We start from the raw sequence: 17,578 nt of genomic DNA on the forward strand, positions 1-17,578 counted from the left end.
ATTAGTCCCAAAATTTTAACTGTTTTTTTTGTAAAAAAATGTTAATTAAAATATTGGGGAGTTTTTAAATATCTAAAAATAAAACAGTTAATATTAATAGATACTTTTCTGTTGTGTAAGATTTTTTCTAAACGGATAGCAATAATAAGAGATCTTTGCTGTTTCCAAACCGTGTTATTATCAAAAACAAGTCGTGTTTTTACTGAATCAAACGTGATATACCATGCTAGTATGATTTGCTAAAACAGATATGTTCTCTGTTAAAAAAAATGACTATTTTTATCAAACCATCAACCTTTTACTATGACCGATAAATCACTACTCCGAGGTTCCATTTTCAGACATCTAGACGGCTTAGCAGTTGCACCAGTGGCGATCGCATTAAGAAATAAAGATGTTTTAGAGTTTATCCTGAACAAAAAGCAAGTACAACTAACTGAACTTGCAATCACTTTTAAAGCAAATGAAGGTTATCTAAATGTAGGCTTAAGGATTTTGGCTTCTCAAGGTTTCTTAGATTATGAAGTCGATAACCAAAAACAGGAAATTAAAATTTCGGTAAATGAAAAGACAGCAATAGCTTTTTCGATGTTTCATCTTTATGAAGATGTTGTTGATTTACTTCAGTTTTCTATCCAGTTCCACCCTCGCCTATTTGAAGATGTGCCGTTTGAAAAACTCAATGCTATTTTTGAAAAATATAAAAAAAACTACGGAATTGAACCTTCTAGTGATGCTCTGATTAATAGTATTCAGGATCAGATTTTAAAACATATAGAAGGTTACTTAATTGGGCCTACAATAGTGCGTTTGGCAATGAAAGGAATGTTTCATAAATATTTTATGGAGACTTCTTTCAAGCCAGAAGAATTTCATAAATCTCCTGAAAATTTCAAAAAAATATTAGACTTTTTTGTGCATCTTGGATGGTTTCTGGAAAAAAATGGCAATTATCAATTTACCGAAGACGGTTTGTTTTTTGCAAAAAGAGCCAGTGCCTACGGTGTTACAGTTTCTTACTTGCCAACATTTGCAAAAATTGAAGAGTTAATTTTTGGCGACCCAGCCGCGTTAAGAATGATCGCTGACGGCGAAAATGAAATTCACGTTGATCGCGAAATGAATGTTTGGGGCAGCGGTGGTGCTCACGACACTTACTTTAAAGTCGTAGATGAAATTATCGTTAAACTTTTCAATTTGCCAATTAAAGAACAACCAAAAGGAATCCTGGATATGGGTTGTGGTAATGGTGCTTTTCTGCAACATATTTTTGAAGTAATCGACAGGCAAACCTTGCGAGGTAAAATGCTCGATGAATATCCTTTATTTCTCGTTGGGGCAGATTATAATCAGGCTGCGCTGAAAGTAACCAGAGCCAATCTTATAAAAGCAGATATTTGGGCAAAGGTAATTTGGGGAGACATTGGTCGTCCGGATATGCTCTCGGATGATTTAAGAGAAAATTACAATATTGATCTGAAAGATTTACTTAACGTAAGGACTTTTCTGGATCACAATCGAATTTGGAAAGATCCGGAACACATTCGCAAAGACAGGATTAGTGAATCTACAGGTGCATTTGCCTATAGAGGAAAAAGAGTCAGTAATAACCTTGTAGAAGATAATCTTCTGGAACATTTACAAAAATGGTCGCCGTATGTGCGTAAATTTGGATTGCTTCTTATCGAATTACATACCATAAATCCAAAACTTGCTGCCAGTAATTTAGGTAAAACTCCTGCAACAGCGTACGATGCCACTCATGGTTTTTCTGACCAATATATTGTTGAGATAGATGTTTTTAATAATGTTGCTGCCGAAGCGGGATTATTCCCAGATAAATCAATTTTTAAACGATTTCCAGATGCTGATATAGCTACAGTAAGTATCAATTTATTAAAAGGAAAGTAATCTATAATCTCAGTTACATAAATTTACAATCCTTGTCTGAAAGAAAAAACATATGTATTAAATATTAAACATAAAAAGCTCCATTATTTCTAATGGAGCTTTTTTGTATTTGCTAAAGACTTTCGACAATAAAATTTATTTAATCACATAAAAAGTAACATAATAAAGGCTTAAAGAGGATAGTAAATAATATAGTGTTTCATCATTTTTCTCTAACTTAGCGCTGTAAATCTTAAAATATAAGATTAAAACAAACTTTGTTTTTCGCAAAGAACTGAATGAAAAAGCGTTACTGTTTTTTTTCTTACATTTTTTTGGAAAAGCATTTTTATAATAATTTTAGTTAATTGAAAACTATGAATAAATTTGATTTTGGAATCGTAGGACTCGGTGTAATGGGACGTAATTTACTTTTGAATATTGCGAGCCATAACTTTGCGGCAGCAGGTTTAGATTTAGATACTGAAAAAGTTAATTCACTTCAACAAGAAGCAGATTCTGACCATACAATTGAAGCTACTACAGATGTTAAGCATTTTGTAGAGCTTATACAAAAACCTAGAGCTATTATGTTATTGGTTCCTGCAGGAAAACCTGTTGATAGCGCAATAGCAAGCTTATTACCTCATTTAGACCAAGGAGATATTATAATTGATGGGGGTAACACTTATTTTACCGATACAGACAGAAGATTTTTAGAATTATCTGCTAAGGGAATTCACTTCTTTGGAATGGGAATTTCTGGTGGAGAAAAAGGCGCAAGATTTGGTCCGGCTATGATGCCTGGAGGAGATCAGAAAGCATACGAGAGACTTCGCCCAATTTTTGAAGCTATTGCAGCAAAAGTAGACGGAGAACCTTGCGTAGAATATTTAGGAAACGGATCTGCGGGTAACTATGTAAAAATGGTTCATAACGGAATCGAATACGGAATTATGCAGTTGATTTCTGAAATTTATGACCTAATGAAAAGAGGTTATAATCTGGATGAAGATACGATTCAGAAAACTTTTGAAGAATGGAACCAAACAAACGATCTTAAATCGTACTTGATCGAAATTACAGGAAACATACTGAAAGAAAAAGATACTGACGGAAGCAAGCTGATTAATAAAATTTCTGATTGGGCAAAATCTAAAGGAACAGGAAAATGGACTTCGCAAAACGCAATGGATTTACAAGTACCAGTTCCTACTATAGATGCAGCAGTTTTTATGCGCGATATGTCTAAAACTAAACCGGAAAGAATTGAAGCTGCTACTAAACTAGCTTGGAACGCTGCCGAAACAGATGTAAATACAAGTGAAGCAATTGCGGCATTAAAATCAGCTTTATACTTTTCTATTGTAGTTACTTATGCACAAGGATTAGCACAACTTCATACTGCATCTAAAGAATACAATTACGGATTAAATCTCGAAACTGTTGCTAAGATATGGCGAGGTGGCTGTATTATTCGTGCTAATGCTCTGGAAGATTTTAGAAAAGCATTTGCAACTAAGAATGATTTACCAAACTTACTTTTAGATTCTGGAATCGCTTCAAAACTAACAGAAAACCAATCTGGGATGAGAGCAGTTGTACAATTTGCTGTTCAAAAAGGATTGCCTGTAGCTGGACTAATGAATTCATTAGCTTATTTTGATGCCTACAGATCAGAAAATCTTCCAACAAATTTAATTCAGGCACAACGTGATTATTTTGGAGCACATACCTACGAGCGTATTGATACGACAGGAGTTTTCCATACACAATGGTCTGAATAAAGAACTTTAAGCAACACAACACACTAAAATGAATAAGTTCAAAAATATAAATCCAACAATCATTGTTATTTTTGGAGGAACGGGTGATTTGGCAAAGAGAAAACTCTTTCCCGCATTTCAAAATCTCTACCTAGACGGTCGTATGTCTGATAAGTTTCAGATTATCGCTCTGGGAAGAGCAGAAAAAAGCAATGAAGACTTTCGCAGCTATGTCTTAGAAAATCTAAATACTTTTTCAAGAAAGAAAGGACTTTCTGATTTAGAAACTCAAGAATTTCTTTCGCATATAATCTACCAAAGTTTTGATATTGACAAAGAAGAATCGTATCAAAGATTAAATGAGAGAATAAATAGTATTGATCAGGCATTTGAAGAACGCGCTAATCGTCTTTTTTACCTTTCTATTACTCCTTCTTTTATCACTACAATATCTAGTAATATTAAAAAAATTGGCCTTGCGGCTAATGCTAAGCAGGATCGTATCATTATTGAAAAACCTTTTGGTTACGATAAAACTTCAGCGATTGAGCTTAATGAAATGCTTTCGCACACTTTTAAGGAAGAACAGATTTACAGAATTGATCATTATTTAGGTAAAGAAACCGTTCAAAACATACTTGCCTTCCGTTTTGGAAATTCGATGTTTGAACCTTTATGGAGCCGTAATTTTATCGATTTTGTTCAAATTACAGTAGCTGAAGAAGTTGGCGTTGAAGAACGCGGCGGATTCTATGAAGGAGTCGGTGCTTTAAAAGATATGATTCAGAACCATCTGCTTCAGATTCTATGTATGACAGCTATGGAAGCTCCAGCATCATTAGAAGCAGACGATATCCGTAACCGCAAAGCAGATGTCTTAAAATCTATTCGACGCATTAAACCTGATGAGGTTGATCATTATATTGTAAGAGGTCAATATGATGCTGGTTTTATAAAAGGAAATCCTGTTCCGGGATACCGTCAGGATAAAGGAATTGCTCCAGATTCTAATACGGAAACCTATGTAGCGATGAAAATTTATCTGGACAACTGGAGATGGCAGGGAATTCCGTTTTATTTGCGCACAGGAAAAAGAATGGAAGAAAAACAGTCTTCTATTATAATACAGTTTAAACCAGTTCCGCATTCTTCATTTTCTTACGGAAAAGAAGGAATGACACCAAACAGGCTTATTATTAATATTCAGCCTGCAATGGATATCAAGTTGCAGTTTATGACCAAAAAACCTGGACTGTCACTTTCATTAGAACCAGCAGAAATGATATTTGATTATTTCTCCTGCTCTACAATGTCGCCAGAAGCTTACGAAACCTTAATTGCCGATGCTCTGGCTGGAGATCCTACCCTATTTATGCGTTGGGATCAGGTAGAACAAGCTTGGGATGCTATTGATACTATACAGCAAGTATGGAAAACTATAGCGCCAACCAATTTCCCTAATTACAAAGCAGGAAGCTGGGGACCTGAAGAAGCTGACGAATTATTAGCTCGCCAAGGACACGCTTGGATTCAAAACTCACAAAATAAAATAAAAGAAGAAGTATTAGATGATACAGATATATAATAACACAGAAGAAATTAATACTGTAGCTGCAGATCTATTTGTAGCTGCTGCACAGAAAGCAATTGCAGAAAAAGGCAAATTTACTGTCGTACTTACCGGAGGTTCATCTCCTGCAGGGATTTACAAATTATTAGCTTCTGATGATTATAAAACTAAAATAGACTGGAGTAAAGTTTTTATATTTTGGGGTGACGAACGTTGGGTTCCTCTTAATGATGATCTTAGTAATGCAAAAATGTCTTATGCAGCATTATTAAGCCACGTCCCTATTCCGAAAGCTAATATATTTGAAATGTATAAGGATGGCGTAACACCAGAAGATTATGCAGTTACTTATGAAGAGTCTATTAGAGAAGTATTAGGAAATGAAGGAAAGTTTGATCTTATTTTATTAGGAATGGGAGACGACGGACATACAGCTTCACTTTTTCCTGGACAAGCAGTATTAGAGGAACAAAATAAATGGGTTTCTGCCTACTACCTTGAACCTCAAAAAATGCATAGAATTACACTTACTGCACCATTAATAAACAAAGCAGAAAAAATTATAGTAGTGGCTTTTGGAGAGAAAAAAGCGCCAGCATTAAAAGAAGTTACAACAGGAACATACAATCCTACGACTTACCCAATGCAGTTAATTAAACCTGTTTCAGGCGAATTATTATTTCTTGTAGATAAAAGTGCTGCTGGTACAAATTAAGAAATTGTTTTATACATTTCTTGCTAAAATTATACTACAGACTAATTAGCATAAGTATAAAAAGAGATAGAGAAGATTTCCTTCTTTATCTCTTTTTTTTTGTATTAATTTACTTTTGATGAGGTCAATTAATTTTGTCGCTCCTCTTTGCGTTGTATGGATGACTGATCTTCGGATTCTCCTTTTTTCCAATAAGAAATAGCTGAATATTCAGAAGAAAGCCAATTTTGTTCCTGCTTAAAATAATTGCGTAAGTTTTTTATAATACTAAATTCAGCTGCAGCAAAAACAAATCTATTTCCCGTAGGCAGAATTCTTTTACGTACAATTTCTGCAAGATTACTACCTTTTTCTGGGTATGGATTATGCACCCATTCTATCGATAAATTTGCTTTGGAAGACAAAAACATTTCATCCTCAGCCCCAAAGACTTCAAGTATTACATCGGCTTCGACTCCTTCGGGCAGTTGTTCTAGCATGGCTCCTATAACGGGAATAGCTGTACTGTCTCCAATTAATAAATATTTATCAGCATCCCGCAATATTGGTCTACTAGATTCCTTCATTGCAATACCCAAACTGTCTCCAGCTTTCGCCTTAATTGCCCAGCCAGAAGCAGGACCATTATCTCCATGTGCTACAAAATCTACAAACAATTCTTTTTCTTTGTAATTTATATATTGGGTGGTATAGGTTCTTACAGGAGATAAAGACTCTTTATTAGTCGTATGTTCATCTGGAAATACAATATCGTTTGTTCCATTTACAGGTAAGAATATCTTGTTATGATCACCAATCATGACATTTTTAAACAATTCTGTCTGTTGATCTGACATAGCGAATACAATTCGGATATAGTGTGGCGTAAGGAACATTTTTTCTTTGACAGTAAAAACAGATCTTACTCCCTTTTTTTTGATTGTTTCCATGAGTTAAATTATTTCTTATTATTAAAAAGTAATATTAAAACGGCTATTAAACAGCTAATTGCGCCAAAGAAATAAACCGATTGATAATCATACCAGCCCGCAATGATTCCTGCTATAGGCGCAGCTAATGCTAGTGATAAATCAAAGAAAGCTGCGTAAGCTCCTAAGGCAGTACCTCTCATTTGGGGGCTTATCTTTTTTATTGCTAATACACCTAGAGCGGGGAATATTAATGAAAAACCAATTCCAGTCAGACTACAGCCTATTATAGCCATTGTTTTTGATGTAGAAAATCCGATTAACAGCTGCCCAGAAATTTCAACAACTAAGGAAACGAGTGCTACCTTATATCCTCCAAACCTATCAGAATAGGATGAGAATAAAATTCGGGTAAGAACATAACACCCACCGAAAGCCATAAAAGCTAGTGAAGGATCTCCCCAGTTTTGTTCTTTAAACAGTAATGCTATAAATGAAGAAAGACAAGCAAAACCAATGGATGAAAAAGCAAGTCCTAAGCCCTGACTTGCAATAAGTCCTACTACTTTATAAAATGGAGGTCTTATGTGTGATAAATCTACAGGCAATGACGGAAGCTTCATTGTAGAAATCCAACTGAAAATTGAAATAGCTATAATTAAAATAAATACATATTCGCTACCCAAAGAATTTTTAATCCATATTGCAGCTGGGGCTCCAATTGCGATACCTGCGTACATTGCAATACCGTTCCAGGTCATTACTCTGCCTGACTTGGCTCCGCCAACCAAGCCTATCCCCCATGTTAATGCGCCAGTAACACATAAACTTTCGGATATTCCGTGTACTATTCTGGCAAATAAAATTAATCCCAGACTAAGCGAGGCATTATAATTCAAGAATATAGCTGTTGTATAAATAATTCCTGAAAAAATAACTAGAATTATGCCTCTATGATTGCTTTTTCTTGCTCCCTGTGTATCGGTCATTTTTCCCGAATAGGCTCTTGTTAGTAGTGTAGCCAATGATTGTAGTCCTATAACAATACCTACGATTAGGCTACCGAATCCTAAATCATTTTGGATAAAACCAGGAAGCACTCCTAAAGTCATTCCTATGGTAAGGTAAACCCCAAAAACCGATATAATTATCGGAGTAATAATTTGTGCAAATTTTTTATCTGCATTGTTTTCAATGATGATGTCCATCTTTCTAATTTTTTATGTCTTAATATTATAAGTGCAAAATTAGAAAGAGTCCTAACCAGAAATATAGTTCATTCCATAGTGATCATTGGACAAATCATGTTTTTTCTTTTCTAAAATCAGAGGCCGTTATTCCTATATTTTTTTTAAAAAAGCGGGAAAAATAAGTATGATCTTCATAACCCAACTCAAAAGCAATCTCTTTTATATCCAAAGATGTAAAGTGTAACAGTCGTTTAGCCTCTAGTAACGTTTCCTGATTAATCCAGTGACTTGCAGGAAAACCAGTGACTTCTTTTGAAACTTGGTTTAAGTAAAGCGGACTAATGTTTAATAATGAAGCAAACGCTTTTACCTGCTTCAATTCTTTATGTTTAGTGTTTACTAATTGTTTATAACGTGCAATAGTAGCATACTTCTGGCTATTGGTTATTATTTTGCTGTTTTGTGATTCTATGATTTTGGATATTATTATTCCAGTTAATGTTTCCACTGCTGAATTTAACAATGTCTTGCGAAGTGGTATTGATTTATCTTTATTTATAGTTTCGATTAAAGGAAGTAAAGCAAATGATGGTTCATTTGTTTGCACCGATACTACTTGCTGCACATTAAGATAGGTATTGAATATTTCTCGATATTGTTTTAAAATGAAGTCATTGTCTATAAAAACTAGCCATCCCTTACAGTTCTTACAATCAATATATCTATGAACCTGACCAGGAACAACAAAACATAATGATGGTCCCTCCATAAGAACCTCATTAAAATCAAGCTCTAATAAGAACCTCCCACTTTGCTGAATGATAAACATATAATGATCATCACGATGTGCAACTTGTACAGAAGTATCAATACGTTCGATAGATACAATATCTAAACTGATGTCCTTGAGTTCATCTTTATGTAGTGCAATTATTTTTTTATTCATGATAATCTGTTAGTCATCTATAAAAGTATCAATAAGACAAAGTTATTTAATTTACTTGTTTTATACCTTAGTAATAATACTGTTTTCGATACTAACCGAATTAATTAAGAGGTTTTCATAAATCTATAAAAATAAAAAAGTTTGAAGTCCCGTAGAGAGATAACTCTACGGAATCCAAACCTAAACAAGAAGTGTTTACAAATCAACCTTCAATTAAATTCTTATTTTACAGTGTAAATAATATGATTTGTTTCACAAAGTCTGAAGTAACCCAATGCAAAATTATTAGTGTCAGTTGTGTTTATAACATTACCCCTAATATTACCTGGTGCTGCACCAAAAGGGTTCGAATTTGTTACCTCTAAAATTAAATTCATATAATTATAAAAGTTTTTAGAAATCCCACGATGTGTTATATCAAGAACTTTTCCTGGCTTAAGATCTGCGTCAGAAAATTTTTCGTCTATTACATTCCCATTAACAAATTCATCACTTGTTGATGTGTATTCTGGAAAAGCAAGGATATCACTTTTGTAATCTGTAAGATAATAATTGGTCTGGTCTGCTGGGTCTTTGTAATAAAATGTTACCACAATAAGATCAGGTCCTGTTATATCGGGCATAAATTCCTGATCTATCTTGTCAATTGGCGGGACAGCAATTAATTTTTCAGTAGCTGTTAAACTTTGCCCATCAACCTCTACAAATAATTTATATTCCATATTAATCACGGGTACAAAATTAGTGCAGGTATATAAACCCGGTGCTGACTCGTTGAATGTAAAAATAGTTCCTTCACTATTCTCAACTCTTACATGTGCTCCTGAAACCTTTGGTACAACAGCACTGTAATAAGGAGCCATTCGGCTTATTTTTATTGTCTGTTCGTTACCACTGGTTCCTTTTTCCCAAACTATCTCAGCATCTATAACTATTCTGAGAGGACCAGTTTCTAAATCAAGTTCAACAACCCTGTCACAGGATAAAAAAAGTGAAACAAAAAGAAGACTAAATAAAGTAACTGTTTTGCTTTTAAGGTTGTATTTTTTTAATCTTAGCATATTATTAAAATTTAAAATTATAAGAAACACCAGGTACTAATCCGTAAATAGACAGTTGTCTGGACTCATTCGTTCCCGAGTTAGTATTTTGTGAAAACATCATCGATGCAGCATTTTGTCTATTATAAAGATTATAAATACTAAATACCCAATAGCTTTGCCATCCTTTCTTTTTATCTGGTTTTGGAGTATAGGTTGCACCAATATCCAAATGGTGATATGCAGGAAGTCTGTTGGCATTTCTCAACGTATAATTAGGCACATTTCTTCCTCCAAATTCATAATAACCGTTTGGGTATGTTACTGGCTGACCTGATTGCAAGGTGAAATTAGCATTAAAAGACCATTTTGGGCTTAAATCATAATTTGCCGTAATATTTAAATTATGCAATTTATCATATCCTGATAAATACCATTCGCCATTGGCAATACCAGGTTCTTGTGGTGTTCTTCCTGGAGTTTTTTGTTCAGCTTTAGACAAAGTATAAGAAACCCATCCCGTAAAACGACCTGTATTTTTTCTGAATAATAACTCCATACCGTATGATCTGGCTTCTCCATTCAGAATATCCTGTTCAATATTATTATTACCCAATAGATTTGCACCATCAATATAATCAATACGGTTTTTAATTTTTTTATAAAATAATTCTCCTTCAAAAGAATACTCCCGTTCTTTAAAATTTTTGAAATATCCTACTGCATATTGATCCAGCATTTGTGGTTTTGTAAAAGGTCCGCTTGGTGTCCAGATAGTCATAGGCAACGGAGCACGGGTATTAGACAACATATGAATATATTGCGCCATCCTGTTGTAGCTTGCCTTTACAGAAGTTTCATCATTAAAAGCGTATGATAGTGCCAATCGTGGTTCTAAATTATTAAAACTGCTAATGGTTTGTCCTTTTCCGTAATACTTACTTCCAGTTGGTGTTGCTTCTTCATAAATATGATATAACGGATTATATACTACTGCTTGATCATTTTCATACGTACTGATACTTTCGCCACCTAAACGATAAAATGAACTATAACGAAGTCCGTAACGAAGATTCAACTTTTCTGTAACCTGATGTTCTACATCAAGATAGGCAGACGTTTCTAAAGCATATTTTTTATCTAATTGATTATAATTATATCCCGAATTAAGACCAAACGGCTTTACAGTTCCTGGATTAAAATCATAATATAAAGCATCAATACCGTAATTAAGTTTAAAATTTTCTGATATGGTGTGATTCCAGTTATATTTTACCCCGTAATTGGTTATTTTACTATCCCATTCAAATTTCTGAAATGGTATTTGCAGATTAAACTTATAATCACTGTAAAAAGCAGAAAGATTGGTATTTAACTTTTCCGAAAATTTATGTTTCCAGCTAACTGTTCCCATAGTATTACCGTATGTACTGGCGAAAAAATTGTTAATATCAAACAAATCATTTCCCAGATAACCAGAAAAAGCAATTGTATTATTTGCCCCCAAACGATAATTTAACTTGGCATTGATATCATAAAACATGACACTACTCTTAATATCAGTGAGTTTTAAAAATAAATGCGCATACGAAGCACGTCCGGCAATAATAAACGAACCAACATCTTTTTTTATAGGACCTTGTACTAAAAGTCGGCTCGATATAAGACCAATACCTCCATTTACTTTATACTCATTAAGATCTCCTGTTTGCTGACTTACATCAAGAACTGAAGAAACGCGTCCTCCAAATTTAGACGGAATCCCTCCTTTGTATAAATCTAATCCGCTAACAACATCAGCATTAAAAATAGAGAAAAACCCAAACATATGAGAGTCACCATATACTGGAGCGCCATCTAGAAGAATCAAATTCTGATCGGCAGCACCTCCACGAACATTAAAACCCGATGAGGCTTCACCGGCATTTGTAACTCCGGGTAATGTCAATAATGATTTTAAAGGATCTGGTTCGCCCATAGCAGTCGGTAATCTTTTAATCTCAGCCATCGAAAGCTTATTCACACTCATTTGGGTGTTTCTAACATCAACAGCTTTGTTGGTTCTTATAATTACCTGCTCCAACTCTTGACTGTCTGACTCTATGCTGAAATCATTTTTTACATCCTGAGAAACCGTAATTTGTTTTTTTTTATTCTTAAACCCCACGTAACTAACCAAAATAGTATAAATTCCGTTATCTAAGTCTAAAGAATATTTTCCGTTTTTATCGGTTGTGGCACCTATTTCTATTTCTTCAACAAATACGTTTGCCCCAATAACAGGTTCTCTATTTTGATCAAGAACCTGCCCTGTTAGTTTATTCTTTTTGGATCCTTTTGTAACTTTTTGTTTTACAAAAATATTATTACCTACGATCGAAAAGTGGATTGAACCACTTTTATTAAGCTCATTTATAAGTTGTTTTATTTCGATATTAGTATAAGCCTTTTTTTGGGTAAAATATTTTTGGCTCATATTAATCTGATCTGTAAAGGCAAATTTATAATCTGTCTGACTCTCAATTTGCTTAAAAAACTCTTTTAATGTTACAGTTTGATCTACAGTTACGGTTATGTTTTGAGAGAACATAGTCCAACTGAATAAAAAAAAGCATGTTGAAATTATATGCTTCATGAATTTTTGTATTTTTGAATATTATTAAATGGATAGTTTTATACTATCTTGACTAAGGAAGGATGTTTAGTTTCGCGGCTAGTGCATCCTTTTCTTTTCTATTGAAAAGTAATCTGTTTTAATTTTTCATTTACTTCATAGTTTAGGTTATACATTTCTGATATTAATAGAACAATTGTTTTTAAATCTTCCTTTTTATTTATTCGCACAGTAATTCGTTGGTCATAATATTCTTTCGGAATAGTCACTTTGTAACCATAATTAGACTCGATATAAGTGCTTACAACACTGAGTTTTTCATTCTCGAAATCCGTAAACCTATTAAATTCTGTTACTGAAGCTGTTTCGTTCCCATAGATAAATTTATCTCCAGGTTTCAGTATCCATTTTTTATCTTGGTTTTTCACACTCATCTCAACACTTCCTTCATAAAGTTCTACTGCTACTTCTTTTTTAGGATATCCTTTAACTGTAAAAACGGTACCTAATACTGTAGTTGTAGTTTCGTTACAAAACACCTGAAAAGGATGGTTTTTATCTTTTTTAACTTTAAAATAAGCTTCTCCATTTATTTCTACTTTTCTATTGATAGCAAAATTACTGGCATACATGATTTTAGAATTCGGACTCAATTCTACTTTTGTACTATCTGGTAAGTCAATAATTTTGATTATAGAAGTAGTATTTTCAATTGTATTTTCTACAATTTCAATATTATTACTTATCGGATCATTAGTAAAGTATAATCCAGTCCCTATAAGAGCAAAAATTAAAACTGCCGCTGCTGCATAATAGCGCCATGGTTTATTTTTTTGTTTTTGGGATGGGAATGCCTTTAATTGAAATTCTTCCCAAGAATTCTCTTTTTCAGTATCGGAATGTGCAATGGGAGTTTCGTCCCATAATTTTTTTAATTCCTCTTCTAATTTCTTTTCGTCCATATCTTTTGTGCGTTAAAGTTTTTGACAATAAAATCCTTGTTTATTAAAAACACCATAAACCATTTCTTTAATATCTCTGTTGGTTTCGATTTTTAGAATATGGTCACTATTATCCAAATCAAAATTCATTATACAATCAGAAATGATAAACTGCAGGAGGACTACAATAAAGCTTGCTTCTTCCTTGGTTTTAACATCTGTTTTATAAGATTCAGTACGCATTTTATGTTTCCGTTTATATCTATAACAAACGAGAACATAAAAGTTCCTAATGCTCTTCTATTTTTTTTCGAATAAATTTACTGGCAAGATAAATATGATTGGCAATGGTCTTTTCAGAAAGATCCGTCATTTCTGCAATCTCCTTATAACTAAGGTTTTCCAGTTTGTGTAAAGTGTATATTTTTTGTTGTTGCTCGGGAAGAAGATTTATGAAATTATAAAGTTTTTCTTTTCTTTCTTCAAAAATTATTGTTTCTGTATCCTCTTCTTCAACTTGTAATGGTAAAGTATCAAGTTGAATTATTTTATTTTCTCGGTTAACATGATTAATAATGATGTTCTTGCATATTGTAAACAGTTGTTTATCAAATAGAACATCTTCATTAAGCAATTCTCTTTTATTATATAATCTTAAAAAAGTTTCCTGAACAAAGTCTTGTGGAGTAAGTACTGTAAAATTAAATCGTCTGGCTATGTTTATCAGTTTATCATAGTAATTAAGATAAGCCTCCTTGAAAGATGCTTCATTCCCCTTTTTTAAACTTAATATAAACTTTCTGTTGTCCATAACGTAAATATGATCATAGTCTTAACCTAATCGCCAAAATAATATGGCACATTACAGTTATAACTAAGTCTGACAGGCTTATTTTTTTAATAAACCTTTAGGTACAAAGAACAGAAATTTTATTCTAAAATTTTTTAACAGGAAAAAAATAGTTTAAAAAAAAATTATATCCCAGTTTCTGCTACTGCATTATCACTTCAAATATAAATAAATGGCATGACTAAATTTTGCATTTAATAACTAAATAATAGGCCTCTTTCTCTATCGGCATATTTCATTTATTAGTAATTCTGTTTTTTTCTATATCTGTGTGAATGTTGAGTATTTATTGAAAAACGAGTAAAAATACCTAGTTGGTTTTTGAAATTTAATTCTATCATTGTAGAATATAATTTTCGAAAAAAGTTAAAGCATTATTGAGGCTTGTTTAATGAAGATGTCTTTAGATGCGTACTATAATGCATGGGTAACTTTTTAATAAATAGTCTATTAACTTTAAAAAACAATAATATTATGTTTAAACGTAAAGCCCCCGAAGAAGGTAATGATTTGTTCCAGGCATCTTCATATTTGACAGAAGAAGGAAACGACGCATTATTAAAATCTGCTGAAAAGAATAAGAAAGACATTTTGTATGATTTGATGTTTGGATATGAAAAAGTTCAAATTAACGATCCAATCAGAGCTTTTCATGAAAGTAATTTACAGAATATAGTAGATGATGTAAAATATGGTGTTTTAAAAGTATTAGAAGGTACCTGGGTAAGCTATAATAGCAATAATGACTCAAGTAAGAAAAAATTAATTGGAACTGGAATCCATACTACTATTATGCCTTCACCAGGTACAAATTTAGGTAGTATTCCCGGGAAATATAGTTTTGAATGTGAGGAATATATAGAAAAACTAACATTTGATTTAATAGATGGTGGAGTTCGTAATCGCGGTGGCGTAAATGAACAATTTTGTGGCGCTGTTAAATACGAACAAAGTATTAAAAGTGTAAATAAAGTACCAAACGATACCAAGCTGAAATACACTCCAATTCATGAGGAGAATGGTATGTATTTATGGCTTAGTGATATATTTAATTATGCGGCTACCGAAAAATCTATTAAAGAGGATCGTGGTTTGCACCCTATAGATCCAGATGACAAGCATAAAGATTTATATAAAAGCGGATACAAAGATGAAACTCTTTATTTGCCTTTAGGTAGTAAAGAATATGTAACTCAGGAGAATTTAAACGGACGAGAATATTCTGAAATTATCCCAGCGAAAGAACTTAAACCGGGAGATGGCCAAAGAGGCCCTTATTTTATACCTGATTATTCTATTTCTCGTAGCGGAGTGATTCCGCATGGTAGTACGATAACTTTATTGGGGGATTTGGTTCAAACTGGACCTAGCGGTCTAAATACTGGTGCTCCAAAATTTCCAGAAGGTTTTGATGCTTGGGACTTTGATCATCTTTCTATCTCGAAAACTATGGGTGGAGCTGATGCTAAAAAAGAGCCTATAAATCTTGATGCAGCTCCTCCTGCTTGGGTATTTGAGGAACTTAACGCGGATAATGACCCCAGAGAGAATAAAATATACACACAACGAATACTTGCACATCATTTATATCCTTATTCAGTAAGACCTGATTTACGTCTTCGTGATTCCAACAAAGGAGAAGATATAATAAATCATGTACACATCCAGATGTCATCCAAAAATAAAACGGGTGCTCAGGGTGGGATATTAAATGTTCCGTTTGTGAATCGTTTTGCGCCTACTGTCGAAATGAATATGCAAATGTGGGTAGAAACGGTTGTAGAAGACGGAAAAGAAATTCTTCAGTTGCAATACGAACAAGTTATATTATTTGAATTTCATTTTGGAGATGACGGTGGTACTACCAGCTGGCCACATATACAAGTAAATACGCTTCGCAAAATAGAAGATGTTTCTGATGATCAAAGACGTTTAATCGAGGAGCAATTTAACTCTAATAAAATTAAATCTTCTGGGGCAGCTTCGGAATGTCCTTATAAAAAAGAATAAAATTTAAAAAAAATCGACTACACCTTTATACTAAAGTGTTTTGGTGTTAGTTTAAAAGCCCAAATCCCTCCAATTTGGGCTTTTTTTATGCTTTATTTCCATTTTACAGCAATCATTTTCTCTAAATTGATTTTTTTGTTTTTCTCTTCAATAAAATAATCGAAATAGTACTTTGAGTATAAATTTTCAAAAAAAGGCTAACCCAGTCTGGCATTCTGACTCATTTTTTCTGTATTATATAAATAATAACATTTAAGCAATGGTATTATTCATGTTTCATGTTATAATATGAAACATATAAATAAATATCTCAAAGTTATATTTAATTAATTTTGAGAGACCACATATTCTTTTACCCCCTTTTTTTGAAATTTTAGCAGTATTAAAATTTTAAGTTACCGTGGTTTAATAAATTGTTCATGTCCACCTTTCAATCCAGAATGTCTATGGAACAATCTATACTATTTAAGTTTTTTTTCAGGAAACTAATTTTTATTTCACTTGTAATTGTTTCTTTTACTACGAGGTCTTATGGACAGTTGGTAATTTAATTAACGGAAAATCTGAAACCTTACAGATTACAGGAACTGTAAATGTAACAGGTAATTATCTGAATATTGCTGAGGTAACTGCGGCTGGTCTTCCTGACCCAAATTCTACTCCTAATAATGGAAATGCAACAGAAGACGATTATGCAACAGCAACGATTACACCAACTAATCAAGCTTCAGATTTATCATTGACTAAATCAGTTAATAATCCAACGCCATTAGTTGGCTCACAAGTAACATTTAGTGTTGTAGTGACCAATAATGGTCCGCAAGATAATACTGGGGTTCAGGTAACCGATTTATTACCTTCAGGATATACTTATAACAGTTTTACAGTTTCTACAGGAACTTATAATTCAACAACAGGTTTATGGACAGTTGGTAATTTAATTAATGGAAAATCTGAAACACTGCAATTAACAGGAACTGTAAATACAACAGGCGATTATTTAAATATTGCTGAGGTAACTGCAGCAGGTCTTCCTGATCCTGATTCTACCCCAAATAACGGAGTTACTACAGAAGATGATTATGCAACGGCAACGATAATTCCAACGAATCAAGCTTCGGATTTATCATTAACTAAA

The 17,578-nt window shown here is 33.2% G+C and carries 14 protein-coding genes and 1 pseudogene; 7 read left to right on the plus strand and 8 right to left on the minus strand.

Annotation, left to right across the window (positions count from 1 at the left end):
* Positions 1-303 precede the first annotated feature (303 nt).
* The 4 genes from B8T70_RS18925 (at position 304) to pgl (ending at position 5,941) form a co-directional block, all read left to right on the plus strand.
* Positions 304-1,911, plus strand: a complete 1,608-nt coding sequence (locus tag B8T70_RS18925) for a class I SAM-dependent methyltransferase (protein ID WP_086895845.1) — start codon at positions 304-306, stop codon at positions 1,909-1,911.
* 356 nt (positions 1,912-2,267) lie between these two features.
* On the plus strand, positions 2,268-3,677 hold the full coding sequence (gene gndA, locus B8T70_RS18930; protein WP_086895846.1) for an NADP-dependent phosphogluconate dehydrogenase: 1,410 nt from the start codon (positions 2,268-2,270) through the stop codon (positions 3,675-3,677).
* 28 nt (positions 3,678-3,705) lie between these two features.
* Positions 3,706-5,241 (plus strand): glucose-6-phosphate dehydrogenase, encoded by a 1,536-nt coding sequence (gene zwf, locus B8T70_RS18935; protein ID WP_039117361.1) that lies wholly within the window; start codon positions 3,706-3,708, stop codon positions 5,239-5,241.
* Positions 5,225-5,941: a 6-phosphogluconolactonase gene (gene pgl, locus B8T70_RS18940; protein ID WP_086895847.1), complete on the plus strand. Its 717-nt coding sequence runs from the start codon at positions 5,225-5,227 to the stop codon at positions 5,939-5,941. The genes zwf and pgl overlap by 17 nt, the downstream gene beginning before the upstream one ends.
* A gap of 128 nt (positions 5,942-6,069) precedes the next feature.
* Here pgl and B8T70_RS18945 read toward each other — a convergent pair whose 3' ends face one another.
* The 8 genes from B8T70_RS18945 to B8T70_RS18980 form a co-directional block, all read right to left on the minus strand.
* The gene (locus tag B8T70_RS18945; protein WP_086895848.1) at positions 6,070-6,870 is read right to left on the minus strand and encodes a siderophore-interacting protein; all 801 of its coding nucleotides are present in this window, start codon (positions 6,868-6,870) and stop codon (positions 6,070-6,072) included.
* Positions 6,871-6,878: 8 nt separating this feature from the next.
* Positions 6,879-8,057 carry an MFS transporter gene (locus B8T70_RS18950; protein WP_086895849.1) on the minus strand — a complete coding sequence of 393 codons (1,179 nt, stop codon included), beginning with the start codon at positions 8,055-8,057 and terminating at the stop codon, positions 6,879-6,881.
* 94 nt (positions 8,058-8,151) lie between these two features.
* The gene (locus B8T70_RS18955) at positions 8,152-8,985 is read right to left on the minus strand and encodes an AraC family transcriptional regulator (protein WP_086895850.1); all 834 of its coding nucleotides are present in this window, start codon (positions 8,983-8,985) and stop codon (positions 8,152-8,154) included.
* Positions 8,986-9,206: 221 nt separating this feature from the next.
* Entirely contained in the window at positions 9,207-10,046 is an 840-nt protein-coding gene (locus tag B8T70_RS18960; RefSeq protein ID WP_086895853.1) for a DUF4249 domain-containing protein, read from the minus strand.
* 4 nt (positions 10,047-10,050) lie between these two features.
* Complete coding sequence (locus B8T70_RS18965) at positions 10,051-12,660, minus strand: TonB-dependent receptor (RefSeq protein ID WP_086895851.1); 2,610 nt, start codon at positions 12,658-12,660, stop codon at positions 10,051-10,053.
* A 98-nt stretch (positions 12,661-12,758) separates the two neighbouring features.
* Complete coding sequence (locus B8T70_RS18970; RefSeq protein ID WP_086895852.1) at positions 12,759-13,601, minus strand: FecR family protein; 843 nt, start codon at positions 13,599-13,601, stop codon at positions 12,759-12,761.
* 12 nt (positions 13,602-13,613) lie between these two features.
* Positions 13,614-13,823: a hypothetical protein gene (locus B8T70_RS18975; protein WP_039112057.1), complete on the minus strand. Its 210-nt coding sequence runs from the start codon at positions 13,821-13,823 to the stop codon at positions 13,614-13,616.
* A 46-nt stretch (positions 13,824-13,869) separates the two neighbouring features.
* The gene (locus B8T70_RS18980; RefSeq protein WP_039112058.1) at positions 13,870-14,391 is read right to left on the minus strand and encodes an RNA polymerase sigma factor; all 522 of its coding nucleotides are present in this window, start codon (positions 14,389-14,391) and stop codon (positions 13,870-13,872) included.
* A 513-nt stretch (positions 14,392-14,904) separates the two neighbouring features.
* Here B8T70_RS18980 and B8T70_RS18985 point away from each other — a divergent pair.
* The 3 genes and pseudogenes from B8T70_RS18985 to B8T70_RS18990 form a co-directional block, all read left to right on the plus strand.
* The gene (locus B8T70_RS18985) at positions 14,905-16,440 is read left to right on the plus strand and encodes a peroxidase, FMP-type (RefSeq protein WP_086895854.1); all 1,536 of its coding nucleotides are present in this window, start codon (positions 14,905-14,907) and stop codon (positions 16,438-16,440) included.
* A gap of 541 nt (positions 16,441-16,981) precedes the next feature.
* Positions 16,982-17,110 (plus strand): annotated as a pseudogene (locus B8T70_RS24375) (hypothetical protein); the annotation flags it as partial.
* Positions 17,111-17,179: 69 nt separating this feature from the next.
* The coding region (locus tag B8T70_RS18990) for a DUF11 domain-containing protein (protein WP_242667517.1) at positions 17,180-17,578 on the plus strand (399 nt) is incomplete at its 3' end.

Origin of the sequence: Flavobacterium sp. AJR (assembly GCF_002156885.1) — a bacterium.
Classification (GTDB): Bacteria; Bacteroidota; Bacteroidia; order Flavobacteriales; family Flavobacteriaceae; genus Flavobacterium.